9 protein-coding genes and 2 pseudogenes are annotated in these 13,318 nt (G+C 33.9%); 9 read left to right on the top strand and 2 right to left on the bottom strand.

Features of this window, described 5'->3' with window-relative positions; all coding sequences use genetic code 11:
* Both GMA06_RS07450 and GMA06_RS07440 read right to left on the bottom strand, forming a co-directional pair.
* Nucleotides 1-139 (bottom strand): annotated as a pseudogene (locus GMA06_RS07450) (transposase); the annotation flags it as partial.
* Between the two features lie 916 nt (nucleotides 140-1,055).
* Nucleotides 1,056-1,679 carry an IS30 family transposase gene (locus tag GMA06_RS07440; RefSeq protein WP_163562206.1) on the bottom strand — a complete coding sequence of 208 codons (624 nt, stop codon included), beginning with the start codon at nucleotides 1,677-1,679 and terminating at the stop codon, nucleotides 1,056-1,058.
* A gap of 362 nt (nucleotides 1,680-2,041) precedes the next feature.
* Between GMA06_RS07440 and hrcA the strand changes: the two genes are divergently transcribed.
* The 9 genes and pseudogenes from hrcA to alr all read left to right on the top strand — a co-directional run bounded on the left by hrcA (nucleotide 2,042) and on the right by alr (nucleotide 12,939).
* Nucleotides 2,042-3,088, top strand: a complete 1,047-nt coding sequence (gene hrcA / locus GMA06_RS07435) for a heat-inducible transcriptional repressor HrcA (RefSeq protein ID WP_163545496.1) — start codon at nucleotides 2,042-2,044, stop codon at nucleotides 3,086-3,088.
* A gap of 18 nt (nucleotides 3,089-3,106) precedes the next feature.
* Nucleotides 3,107-3,664, top strand: a pseudogene (grpE, locus tag GMA06_RS07430) (nucleotide exchange factor GrpE); the annotation flags it as partial.
* 59 nt (nucleotides 3,665-3,723) lie between these two features.
* On the top strand, nucleotides 3,724-5,547 hold the full coding sequence (dnaK, locus tag GMA06_RS07425) for a molecular chaperone DnaK (protein ID WP_163562204.1): 1,824 nt from the start codon (nucleotides 3,724-3,726) through the stop codon (nucleotides 5,545-5,547).
* A 232-nt stretch (nucleotides 5,548-5,779) separates the two neighbouring features.
* Nucleotides 5,780-6,943: a molecular chaperone DnaJ gene (gene dnaJ, locus GMA06_RS07420; protein WP_163545499.1), complete on the top strand. Its 1,164-nt coding sequence runs from the start codon at nucleotides 5,780-5,782 to the stop codon at nucleotides 6,941-6,943.
* A gap of 333 nt (nucleotides 6,944-7,276) precedes the next feature.
* On the top strand, nucleotides 7,277-9,154 hold the full coding sequence (locus GMA06_RS07415) for an endonuclease MutS2 (RefSeq protein ID WP_163562203.1): 1,878 nt from the start codon (nucleotides 7,277-7,279) through the stop codon (nucleotides 9,152-9,154).
* Nucleotides 9,155-9,907, top strand: a complete 753-nt coding sequence (gene recO / locus GMA06_RS07410) for a DNA repair protein RecO (RefSeq protein WP_163562202.1) — start codon at nucleotides 9,155-9,157, stop codon at nucleotides 9,905-9,907.
* Nucleotides 9,908-10,079: 172 nt separating this feature from the next.
* Nucleotides 10,080-11,423: an APC family permease gene (locus GMA06_RS07405; protein WP_163545502.1), complete on the top strand. Its 1,344-nt coding sequence runs from the start codon at nucleotides 10,080-10,082 to the stop codon at nucleotides 11,421-11,423.
* Between the two features lie 65 nt (nucleotides 11,424-11,488).
* On the top strand, nucleotides 11,489-11,845 hold the full coding sequence (acpS, locus tag GMA06_RS07400; protein ID WP_163545503.1) for a holo-ACP synthase: 357 nt from the start codon (nucleotides 11,489-11,491) through the stop codon (nucleotides 11,843-11,845).
* On the top strand, nucleotides 11,842-12,939 hold the full coding sequence (gene alr / locus GMA06_RS07395; RefSeq protein ID WP_163545504.1) for an alanine racemase: 1,098 nt from the start codon (nucleotides 11,842-11,844) through the stop codon (nucleotides 12,937-12,939). Before acpS ends, alr begins: the two co-directional genes overlap by 4 nt.
* Nucleotides 12,940-13,318 lie beyond the last annotated feature (379 nt).

Genomic DNA, 13,318 nt, shown 5'->3' with positions numbered 1-13,318 from the left:
GAAAACGGCGAATATAATTTTGAGAGAAAGTAGAATAATGTGGGGTAGGTTTAGAGAAAGGGAGGTTTAAAAACCATCTAAACGCTACATCCGTTTCGACACGTTTAATGGTTTCTCGCATGGATTTTATGCCATTCACTACCAACATACTCACTATTTCTCTCCACCAACACGATTTGACGAAGAGCCAAAATTAAATGACTTGATTATAACCTATAGAGAAGTATTGGTTTTCTTATTTTTAAATAATGTTAGGTAATAATAGAGTTGTGACAAAAAAATAAGAAAAAAGAAATCCATTAGGGAAAATAGTATAACCACTAACCAAAACACTAGAGAAAAGCTTTCTATGAAAATAAGACTAGCAGAAGAAATGAGATTTCATCAAAAAGTTGTAAAATTCACAATAAAACATAAAAATAATGAAGAAACAGTTAGAAAATACAAAATAAGTAGATAACAAGTACAAAGATGGGTGAAAAATAGGATGGGGCATTCGAATCGTTAGTGAACAATTCAAAATTGCTATATATTCTCCCTAATCAACATATAGAAAAAAATAGAATTACTTAGCGAATATATCAATATCATAAATATGAAGGATTAGGATAAGTGTACAGAAAATATTTAGATGAGATATAAGCGAAGTTATTATGTAATATGCAAAAAAGTAAAGAAGATAAATAATTACTAAAAAACAAAGAATACAAGCTATCTCAAAAACAAATACAAATCATTAAAAGCAACATATCTAGGATAATTTGTATAAATAGATGTCAAGTATGCCCCACTTTAAGGTATAGGATTCAAGAGTAACTATGAGAGATATTATCAAATAACAGAAATGGATTTATATTGCTGAAAAAGAAATGTATAAATCGTTTCAAAGATGTGCATAATACTACAAATAATGTATATCCTTGTAAAGGAACGCTTTGCTTTTCTCTTTGACTGAATATGTATTGTTTGTAAATGAGAAATATGCCCTTTGAAAAATGTTATTAGATTGCTTTCTTGTCACAAATTTGTGATAATTATAAAACAAAAAACACAAATTACAATAGTAAGTTAGCCACCTCAGGCAAATCATAAGGACATACATAGTTAAATAATTTACGTGGATAACGATTTATCCATTGTTCAACAGCCGTTACTTCGTTAGGAGTAACGGTTGTTGTGCCTTTTGGGAACCATCGTCTAATCAATCGATTTGCATTTTCGTTACTACCTCGTTCATAAGAAGAGAATGGATGTGCATCATAAATAGGACAAGTGATGGCTTCGTCTAATCTTAAAAATTCAGAACCATTATCAGCTGTTAAAGAGCGGATTAAATAGTCTTGTTGAATAGACGTCAAAGCGGTATTCACACTTTGAGCCGTTTTATCAGGAATCAGACGAATGATTTCATAGCGTGTTTTTCTGTCTGTTAATGTCAATAATTGTTGTCCACGTTTCTTGTTTAAAATCACTAAATCTATTTCAAAATGTCCGATTTCTTTTCTCTCGTTAATCTCTTGTGGTCGCTGTTCGATAGAGAGGGCATTAGCCTTTCTTGGTGGTCGTTTTTCAGTTGATGTTATCGGTTTAGTTTTTCTAGGATAAAGTAAATGTTTACGCGAAATACCTGTAATCCATCCTTTGTATACCCATGTGTAAATCGTTGTACAAGAGGGCATACAGGTAGTTGACTAATTATTTCAGGGGAATATTTATCCATGATTTTTTCTCTGATGAGAGCTTCTTTTTCTACCGTCCACGTATCTGTTCTACCTACGGCTAAACGTAAACGACGATAATCGTTTTGTGCCTTTTGTGTTATAGTATTCTTGCATCTCTTGGTATCCTTTTTTTGTTGTTACTAAAAGTATATCCTATGAGATGCTTTTTTTGTACTACTGGCTAACTTAATTATATAATTTACTATAAAACAAAAAAATTAGCACATTGTTGACAAGAGTGCTAAAAGATGTTAAACTATTTTTAGCACTTGAGATTAAAGAGTGCCAGAACAAAGACGTTATGGTAAAGAGGTGAGAATATGCTAACCGAACGTCAATTAAAAATATTGCAGTTAATTATTCGATTGTATGCTGAACAACAAGAACCTGTCGGTTCTAAAACATTATTAAAAGAAGCTGATTTACCGTTTAGTTCTGCAACGATTCGAAATGAAATGATGAAATTGGAAGAATTGGGTTTTTTAGAAAAAACACATTCTTCATCGGGACGTATTCCATCAGTTTTAGGGTATCGTTTTTATGTTGATAATATGTTACCGGCTGTTCAAACAGCCAATATTCAACCACAAGAGTTAACAGATATTCGACAAACATTAAGACATCGGTATCATGAAATTAGTGAAATTGTGGATATATCAGCAAAAATGTTATCTAATTTAACCAATTATACAACTATTGTTTTAGGTCCTGAAACAAGACAAAGTAAGTTGACTGGTTTTAGATTGGTGCCATTAAGTGATACACAAGTAATGGCTATTTTGGTAACGGATAAAGGAATGGTTGAAAATCGTATTTTTAATATTCCGGCAAGCATTATACACGATGACTTAGAAAAAATTGTCCGTATTTTAAATGATGAATTGGTGGGTTTATATTTATCCGAAGTTTATGATAAATTACAATACGATATTCCACAACTCATTCGACAAAATATTTCAGAGCAGTTTGATATTTTACCAATTTTACAAGAATTGATGACTAAAATGGAAACAGATCGCATGTTTATTGCTGGAAAAACCAATTTATTTGATTACATAGATTATGAAAATAGTCGGACAAATTTAAAAAACTTATACAATATGATTGAAAATTCGAGTGATTTGTATCAGTTAATGTCACCGACACATCAAGGTGTGGATATTAAATTTGGTTCAGAGTTAAATCATGAAGCGTTTAAAGATTTAAGTTTTGTGACGACAACTTATGAAACGAACAATGGGAAAGGTGTTATTGCTTTGATTGGGCCGACAAATATGTCGTATGCACGTGTTGTTGGTTTGATGAATGCGTTAAGCGAAGAGTTATCGGGTAGCATCAACCAGTATTTTGATGATTTAGATATATAATATAAGGAAAAGAGGGATAACGTGTCAGAAGAAACACATCAACCTGAAGTAGAAGAAACTGTGGAGCAACCAACGGAATTATCGCAAGAAGTGACGGAAGAGGTTGTGGAAAAGACCGAACAAGAATTGGAAATCGAACGATTACAGCAAGAAAACGATGCGCTGGCAGATAAAGTGTTGCGTGCTCAAGCAGAATTACAAAATGTTCAAAAAAGACAAGCAAAAGAACGTCAAGATTTATTGAAATATCGTTCACAAAAATTAGCAGAAGAATTGTTACCAGTTTTGGATAACTTAGAAAGAGCATTGGCTATTGAAGTGGCTGATGAACAAGGGCAAGCGTTGAAAAAAGGTATTGAAATGGCATATTCAAGTTTTGTGGCTGCATTGCAAGCTGAAAATATTGAAATGGTAGATGCTTTAAATCAAAAATTTGATCCGATGTATCACCAATCTGTGCAAGTCGTTCCTGCTCAAGAAGGTCAAGAAGCAGATACGGTCGTACAAGTGTTTCAACAAGGTTATAAAATGCATGATAGAGTTATTCGTCCTGCAATGGTTGTCGTTTCACAATAGAAACATCACTTTTTGATAAAAGTAATTTAAACAGAAAAGAAAGATAAGAGGTAAAAAATATGACAAAAATTATTGGTATTGACTTAGGAACAACAAACTCAGCAGTAGCTGTATTAGAAGGAAATGAAGCAAAAATTATTCCGAATCCAGAAGGAAACCGTACAACACCTTCTGTTGTCGCATTTAAAAATGGTGAAATTCAAGTTGGTGAAGTAGCAAAACGCCAAGCTGTGACAAATCCAGATACAGTCATTTCTATTAAGAGCAGAATGGGTGAAGCAGGTTACAAAGTAAAAGTAGAAGATAAAGAATATACACCACAAGAAATTTCAGCAATGATTTTACAATACTTAAAAGGATATGCTGAAGATTATTTAGGTGAAAAAGTACAAAAAGCAGTTATTACAGTACCAGCTTACTTCAATGATGCACAACGTCAAGCAACAAAAGATGCAGGTAAAATTGCAGGTTTAGAAGTAGAACGTATTGTGAACGAACCAACAGCAGCAGCATTGGCTTATGGTTTAGATAAAACAGATAAAGATGAAAAAGTACTTGTATTTGACTTAGGTGGCGGTACATTTGACGTTTCTATATTAGAATTAGGGGACGGTGTTTTTGATGTATTAGCAACAGCCGGAGACAATAAATTAGGTGGAGATGACTTCGACCAAAAAATTATTGATTTCTTAGTAGCTGAATTCAAAAAAGACAATGGTATTGATTTGTCACAAGATAAAATGGCTTTACAACGTTTGAAAGATGCTGCTGAAAAAGCGAAAAAAGATTTATCAGGTGTGACATCAACACAAATTAGCTTACCGTTTATTACAGCAGGTGCAGCAGGACCATTACACTTAGAAACAACATTAACACGTGCAAAATTTGATGAATTAACACATGAATTAGTAGAGCGTACAAAAGTTCCAGTACGTCAAGCATTAAAAGACGCTGGTTTATCACAATCAGATATTGATGAAGTTATTTTAGTTGGTGGATCAACACGTATTCCAGCGGTTGTAGAAGCTGTTCGTAAAGAAACAGGTAAAGAACCTAATAAATCTGTAAACCCAGATGAAGTTGTTGCGATGGGTGCTGCTATTCAAGGTGGTGTTATTACAGGAGATGTTAAAGACGTTGTTTTATTAGACGTAACACCTTTATCATTAGGTATTGAAACAATGGGTGGTGTGTTTACAAAACTTATTGATCGTAATACAACAATTCCAACAAGTAAATCACAAGTATTCTCAACAGCAGCAGATAATCAACCAGCAGTAGATATTCACGTGTTACAAGGTGAACGTCCAATGGCTGTGGATAACAAAACATTAGGTCGTTTCCAATTAGCAGATATTCCAGCAGCACCTCGTGGTGTGCCACAAATTGAAGTAACATTTGATATTGACAAAAATGGTATCGTAAGCGTACGTGCAAAAGATCTAGGTACTCAAAAAGAGCAAACAATTACAATCAAATCTTCTTCAGGTTTAACAGACGAAGAAATCGAACGCATGGTAAAAGATGCTGAAGCAAATGCAGAAGCAGATAAAAAACGTAAAGAAGAAGTTGATTTAAGAAACGAAGCTGATCAATTATTATTCAGTGTAGACAAAACATTGAAAGAGTTAGAAGGCAAAGTAGATGCTGAAGAAGTGAAAAAAGCAGAAGTAGCTCGTGATGAATTAAAAGCAGCTGTTGAAGCAAATAACTTAGAGGACATGAAAGTAAAACGTGATGCATTAAATGAAGTTGTTCAAAATTTAACAGTAAAATTATATGAACAAGCGGCAGCAGCACAACAAGCAGCTCAAGCAGATGCAGGTTCTTCTACAAATTCAGATGACAATGTTGTTGATGGCGACTTTGAAGAAGTAAAATAAGAAGTGGAGATGATAAGCAGCTATCCTGAATAGGATAGCTGTATATCCGTATAAATTGCTATAGCCGTTAAAACGTAGTGAGTTACGGATGCAGTATGAAACGGACGATTGCTACTAAAAAGATGTTGTATAAAAAGGACGTGTCATGAAAAAGGTAATGAATGATGATACGTAAAGCGATCGGAGTACTAGTGATCAAAAGCAAGAGAATCTTGCAAGTTTGGAGGAGAAAATGTCAAAGAGAGACTACTACGAAGTTCTTGGTGTGTCAAAAACAGCATCAGATGATGAGATAAAAAAAGCCTATCGTAAATTATCAAAAAAATATCACCCTGACATTAATAAAGAAACAGGTGCAGAAGAAAAATTTAAAGAAATTTCAGAAGCATATGAAATGTTGAGTGATCCGCAAAAACGTGCTGCGTATGATCAATACGGGCATGCAGCCAATGACCCTAATTTTGGTGCTGGTGGTTTTGGCGGTGGTTTTGGTGGTTTCTCTGGTGGCTTTGGTGCCGGTGGTTTTGAAGATATATTTGATACATTCTTTGGTGGCGGTATGGGTGGTTCTCGTGGTAGAACAAGAAATATGGCACGACAAGGGTCGGATTTACAATATCGTATCAATTTGAGCTTTGAAGATGCCATTTTTGGTAAAAAAGAAACGATTAAATATCGTCGTGAGGAAGAATGTCATACATGTCATGGTAGCGGAGCTAAAGAAGGAACAGATCCGGTTACATGTCATAAATGTCATGGTAGTGGTGTTATCAATGTTGAACAAAATTCTATTTTTGGACGTGTAATGACACAAGCTGCGTGTGATGTATGTGGTGGAACAGGAAAAGAAATCAAAGAGAAATGTTCAACATGTCATGGTTCAGGTCGTTCTAATGAAGAGCATACAGTGAATGTGACGATTCCAGCAGGTGTGGAAGATGGGCAACAAATGCGATTGTCTGGACAAGGAGAAGCCGGATATAATGGGGGACCTTATGGTGATTTATACATCATCTTTTCAGTAGCTAAAAGTGACCGATTTGATCGTGACGGTTCAGAAATCTATTTTGAACAACCAATTAGTTTTGTTCAAGCTACTTTAGGTGATGAAGTAGAAGTACCAACTGTTCATGGAAATGTTAAATTAAAAATTCCTGCTGGGACACAAAGTGGCACAACTTTTAGATTAAAAGGAAAAGGAGCTCCAAAACTAAGAAGCTCTATTATGGGCGATCAACATGTGAAAGTACGTGTATTAACACCACGTGATTTAAATGATAAACAAAAAGACTTATTACGTCAGTTTGCACAAGCAGGTGGAGCTGATTTACCAGATGAGGAAGGTAATTTCTTTGATAAGTTATTCCATGGTGGGAAAGATAAGAAGAAAAAATAAATAAGTAGTTTAGTAGTGAATGGCATAGCTGTTCACTGCTTTTTTGTTCTATGTCAAATGGTGTTGGCAGAATTTTAATCTACTAACACGACTTATTATAGAATCAAAAATATGATGAAAGAGTCATTTATCTACAAATAAGGTATATTTTATTGAATAGTATCCAAAGATTTTGACAAAGTATCTGTATTGAGCTAAAGTTAGTACATCAATTAGAAAAGAGGATATGCCCTATGCAAATGTATACAAAAAAATCAAAATTTTTAGAAATAAAAGATATAGATTTTTGAGTTATTGATTGTTCGATAATTCAAAAGTTGAGAAAGGGAAAGAATGAATTATCAAGAACTAAATTTTCAAGAGATAAAAGGATATGTAAAATCATTAGCTATATCTGATTATGCCAAAAAGGAAATTGATAAAAGAGAACCGTCGTCTTCTTTGGATATTGTAGAAAAAAGGTTATTAGAAACAGTCGAAGCGTGCTATTTATTAGATAGTGGTCTGTATATGCCATTTATGGGGCTTACCAATATTGAGCACTTAACACAAAAAATCAAAAAAGGATTATTATTGGAGCCAAATGAGTTGGTTGATTATGCCGATTTTTTGAGAAGTGCAAGATTAATTTCGTCTTTTTTGAATAAGCACGTTGATAGAGTGCCAACTTTATGTCGATATGCGAATGGATTAGGCTCTTTTTGTCATATTGAAGAGGTAATTTATGATAAAATTAGACATAATCAAGTTGATGATGACGCCAGTAGAGAGTTGCGTAAAACAAGGCGAGCATTATTGCTAAATGACGAAGAAATCAGACAGCGATTGAAAAAGTTTTTGAAAGACGCTCGCTATAAAGAAAAAATACAAGAATTTATTGTTGTTGAAAAGGATACTCACTATACCATTCCGATTAAGAGTAGTTTTAAAAATCAAGTGCCGGGTATTGTGATTGACGAATCGTATAAAGGTCTAACAACATTTATCGAACCGAATAGCGTGGTTGGTTTAACACAAGAAAGAGCATTATTAAAAGCAACGGAAATTGCTCAAGTGTATGAAATTTTAGCCGAGTTAACGGAGTTGATTGCACAAGATTTAGATAGTATTTATCAAACAATTGAAATTATTGTTGAGTTTGATGTCATTTTTGCACGAGCAAAATATTCAAAACAGATTGACGGTAAATCGGTTATGGTTAATAAAGAGGAATATATACGCTTTTGCCAAGTTAGACATCCTCTATTAAAACAAGCAGTTCCACTGTCTTTAGAAATTGGGCGCCAACATCGAGCGTTGATGATTACTGGTCCAAACGCGGGAGGAAAAACGGTTGTACTAAAAACAATCGGATTGATTACCGTCATGGTCATGTTTGGCTTACTTGTGCCATGTGAGGACGGTACTCAAATAGCCATTATGGACGATATTTATGTGAATATTGGCGATAATCAAAACTTAGAGAATGCATTAAGTACATTTTCTAGTCACGTGCGTGATTTAGCATTTTATTTGAAAGATGCGAAAAGGCATACATTAGTCTTGCTTGATGAAATTGGGAGTGGTACGGAACCTAATGACGGTGCAGCTTTAGGTATAGCTATTTTGTCGGAGTTTTATCAAAAAGGAAGTTTAATTGTGGCGACAACACATTACGGTGAACTAAAAGAGTTTGCTTTACAACATCCCGATTTTCAAACGGCAGCAATGCTCTTTGAAAAAGACACATTAAAACCAACCTATCAATTACAAATGGGACAGACTGGTAAAAGTCATGCGTTTTTTATTGCTAGCCAAATGGGTATAGCAGAGATTGTACTCCAAAAAGCAAGACAAGTGCTGACACATCATATATATCCATTAGAACAGGTTGTGTTTGAATCTTTAAAACAAAAACAGAAACGTATCCATGACATCACTTATGAAAAGGGAGATAAAGTATGGATACAAACACTTAAAAAAGAAGCGCTTATTTATGAGGTAGATATGTATCAACAATGTGCAACCGTTTATTTTGATAAACAGATGCATACAATACCATTAAAGAAAATAAAACTTGTTTTACCTGCAAAACAATTATATCCAGTTGGATACAATATGGCATTGCTGTTTACGGAGTATGCCATTTATAAACAGCAAAAAGATTTAAATAGAGGATCTAAAAAAGCGTGGAAAAAATATCGGAAAGAAAAAGAGAAAAGAGGTAATTAAGTGCAAGTACATACATTTGAGGGCATTGTTTTATCTATAAGAGATTATAAAGAGTCCGATGCAATGGTAAAAATCTTTACAAAAGAGTATGGCAAGCAAATGTTTTTTGTACGACACTTTAAATCGGGCAATCATGTGTTAAGAGGAGTGTTATTGCCTTTTACACAGGCTACTTTTTTAGGAACAATCAATCGAAATGGTTTGTCATTTTTACGAGAATATAAAGATATTGGATTATTTAAACGGGCACAAGAAGATTTATATGTACATGCTTATGCAACGTATATTGTGAATTTATGCGATGCGGTTATTGATGATAGAATTGTAAATGAAGATTTATATGACTTACTAAAACAGACATTGAGTGCGATTGAAAAAGGACTTGATGTTGAGGTTGTCACCTTAATATTTGAATTAAAATTATTACGATATTTTGGTATTAATCCAAATTTAAACAGATGTATGGTTTCTGATGAAGAACAAGGGCCTTTTGATTATTCTTTAAAATATGGGGGATTACTTGCTAAAAATCAATGGCATTTAGATACATATCGTTTGCAAGCAAATCCTAATGCAATTTATTTATTACAAAAGTGTCAACGTATCTCTATGGATAAACTCACGAGTATAGATATTAGTGATGCTATGAAAAAAGAATTAAGACGTATTATGGACGCATTATATGAAGAGTATGTCGATATTCATTTAAAAAGCAAAACATTTATTGAACAAATGAATCAGTGGTATATTTAGTTTAAAAGCTCAAATCGTGTTGAGGACAGCCTCAACACGATTTGTATTAAACGTAGGTCAATAATCAACATTTTGCGATGTTGATTATTGACCTATCTTTGTCATTAAACAGTTGTCAAGAGTTCAAAAATTACATATAATTGACGCAGCATGAAATAAAAAGGAGTTTATTATGAACCAGAAGAAATTTGGTTTTTTTACAGCACTGTCTATGTTGATTGGTATTTGTATCGGGTCAGGGATTTTTTTTAAAACCTCGAATATTTTATCTTCAACGAATGGAAGTGTTTCATTAGGTGTACTAGTATTTATATTGGCAGCAATATGTATCGTTTTTGGTGGATTAGCCATGGCAGAATTGGCATTGCGCTCAAAAAAAGAAGGGGGACTTGTTGGCTATTTTGAAGAATTTGTATCGTTTAAATGGGCAAGTGCATACGGATTATTTTTTATGTCGCTCTATTTACCGACGATTACCGTTATTCTATGTTGGGTTTCAAGCATTTATACACTGGTCTTATTCGATATACAAATACCTAAATATTATGAATTACTCGTTCAAATAGCTATTGGTGTTGTATATATGATTATGTTTATTTATTTGAATACTCTCTCGACAAAACTAGGGGGACGTATTCAATCACTCACAACGATTATTAAATTGATTCCATTATTTTTAATTGCACTTACAGGATTGATTTTTGGGAAAGAACAACAGACGACTTTACAAAGTTTATCGCAACTAGATATAGGTATGTCAGGTTGGCTCTATGCAATAGTACCCATGAGTTTTGCGTATGACGGCTGGACAGTGTCGACAACGATGGTGCATGATGTTGCAAATCCACAAAAAACATTTAGAAAAGTGCTTATTATAGGGCCGCTGCTTATTTTAAGTATTTACGTCCTTTACTTTTTAGGGGTAACATCTTTCTTGGGTGTGGACACGGTTTTAAAAGAAGGAAAAAATGCTATATTTTTAGTGAGCGATATGTTATTAGGTAATATCGGTGGAAAATTATTGTCTATTATTGTACTTATTTCTGTTTTAGGTACAACAAATGGTCTTGTTATGGCAATGGTACGTATGCCACAAATTTTAGCTAGCAAAGACATGTTGGGACACTATTCAAAACAAGTTGATATAACAGAATCAGGTGTATCGAAACAATCAAGTGTCATCGCTGGATGTATTTTATTTGTATGGTTTGGTATTCATTATTTTGTCATGAAGTATATGCTTTTGGGAGAAAGTGATATTAGTGAGATTGCGATTGTATTTAACTATATTTTGTACATATTATTATACAGTCAAGTATATAGACTAAACTCTATTAAAAATCCAATTTTTAGATATGTAGTGCCGACAGTGGCTATGTTAGGATCTTGTGTTATTTTATTTGGTTCTTTAACGATAAATGCATTTAATGTTGTATTGTTTTTCGGTGTTTGCGCTATTCCTTGTGTTTTAGGTTATCGTTTAGGTAAGAAAGCACTTATACAACATAAACAATAGAAATCAATTAAAAAAAGTGCTAAACTAAGATAAGTTAGCACTTTTTTATTTAGAAAGGCATCAACATGATAAAAGGAATTGGATTAGACATTATTGAGATAGAACGTATTCAAAAGGCTTATGACAAAAATCATTCGTTTGCAAAGAAGATTTTAACAGAGAAAGAATATACATATTTTTTAACTTTAGTAGAATATAGACAAATGGAATTTTTAGCTGGACGCTTTTGTGCGAAAGAGGCATTTTCAAAAGCGTTTGGAACAGGCATTGGGACATTGGGGTTTCATGATATGGAAGTGTTACCAAATGATAAACAAAAACCAGTGATGACATGTACAAAATATCATGGAAAGATATTTGTATCTATTACGCATTCAAATGAATATGCAGCTGCTCAAGTAGTTTTGGAGGAAGAAGAATGAACCCAGCAATACACAGACCTGCCACTGTTACGATTCATTTAGACAGATTGGCATTTAATATTGACATGATAAAGCAACATCTGACAAAGGACAAAGCATTTTTTGCAGTTGTGAAAGCAAATGCCTACGGGCATGGTGCTATTGAAATTGCAAAAAAAGCACAAGCGTGTGGAGTAGACGGGTTTTGTGTTGCCATGTTAGATGAAGCGTTGGAACTACGACACGCAGGTATTACAAAACCTATTTTAGTCTTAGGTTTAACACAAATTTGTGATGTACCATTAGCTATTGAATATGATATTTCACTGACCGTAACAAGTTTGATATTTTTGAAAGAGGCACAAGTTCATATAAAAAAAGGTCGTTTAAAAGTACACTTGGCGTTAAACACGGGAATGAATCGACTAGGGTTACAAACCAAAGAGGATGTCATCACCTTTGAGCAAGGTGTTTTGGAAATGAAGAATATTGATTTTGAAGGTGTTTTTACACATTTTGCAACAGCAGATGGCGAAGATGATAACAAAGTCAAACAACAGTGTCGCTTATTTGAAACATTATTAAGTGTTTTGACAACACGTCCAAAATATATACATTTAGCCAATTCGGCAATGACACTATGGCGAGAAACCGTTGAAACAGATATTGTACGTGTAGGGATTGGGATGTATGGTGTGAATCCGTCAGACTTTGCTTTAAAACTGCCGTACCCATTGAAACCGGTACTCACATGGGAAACAGAAATTAGTTTTGTACATCGCTTAAAACAAGGTGAATCGGTTAGTTACGGTGCTAAGTATATTGCAAAACAAGATGAATGGATTGCCACATTACCTATTGGATATGCAGACGGATTTCGTCGAGCACTAGGCACACAAAGTGTGTATATAGGTGATGAAAAATGTGATGTTGTAGGTGTTGTTTGTATGGATCAAATGATGATACGTATTAGTCAACCATATCCTATCGGGACAAAAGTCGAGTTAATTGGTGAACACAATACCGCATCAAGTTTAGCTGTTAGCATAGGAACGATTGGCTATGAAATTTTATGCGGTATTTCAGATAGAGTGCCACGTATCTATGTTGAGTAACAATGACTTTTATATAAAGAAAGGGTGCGAACCAAAAACTTGAGTTTTTGGTTCGCACCTTCAGACTGTTGACAAATTAAAATGTCGACAGTCTTTTTTCGTATCAGACGTTAAGTTGTACGGCTTACCATGATGTACACGATACATCGCTCGTTCTCTACCATGTGCGAGGACGAAGCCATTCGTACCACAACGTCTGATACGATAATAACGCTTAAAAGTGGTATAATAGAGATAAGAAAAAGGAGGGAAAAATCTATGTTTTATAAAGAAACTCACCCAAATGATGAAATCATATTAAACACATTGTCCGAATTAGTACCAAAAGACCATTTACTACGTAAAATTGATAAATCAATTGATTTCAATTTTATTTATG

The organism is Granulicatella sp. zg-84, assembly GCF_010892375.1.
Lineage (GTDB): Bacteria > Bacillota > Bacilli > Lactobacillales > Aerococcaceae > WM01.
The sequence above is the reverse complement of the archived record's forward strand: the minus strand, read 5'-3'. Positions and strand labels throughout refer to the sequence as shown.

Coding starts and splice junctions, on each gene's coding strand:
- dnaK (WP_163562204.1), top strand. CDS start 3,724: ATGACAAAAATTATTGGTATTGACTTAGGAACAACAAACTCAGCAGTA.
- alr (WP_163545504.1), top strand. CDS start 11,842: ATGAACCCAGCAATACACAGACCTGCCACTGTTACGATTCATTTAGAC.
- GMA06_RS07405 (WP_163545502.1), top strand. CDS start 10,080: ATGAACCAGAAGAAATTTGGTTTTTTTACAGCACTGTCTATGTTGATT.
- GMA06_RS07440 (WP_163562206.1), bottom strand. CDS start 1,679: ATGCCCTCTTGTACAACGATTTACACATGGGTATACAAAGGATGGATT.
- acpS (WP_163545503.1), top strand. CDS start 11,489: ATGATAAAAGGAATTGGATTAGACATTATTGAGATAGAACGTATTCAA.
- dnaJ (WP_163545499.1), top strand. CDS start 5,780: ATGTCAAAGAGAGACTACTACGAAGTTCTTGGTGTGTCAAAAACAGCA.
- hrcA (WP_163545496.1), top strand. CDS start 2,042: ATGCTAACCGAACGTCAATTAAAAATATTGCAGTTAATTATTCGATTG.
- GMA06_RS07415 (WP_163562203.1), top strand. CDS start 7,277: ATGAATTATCAAGAACTAAATTTTCAAGAGATAAAAGGATATGTAAAA.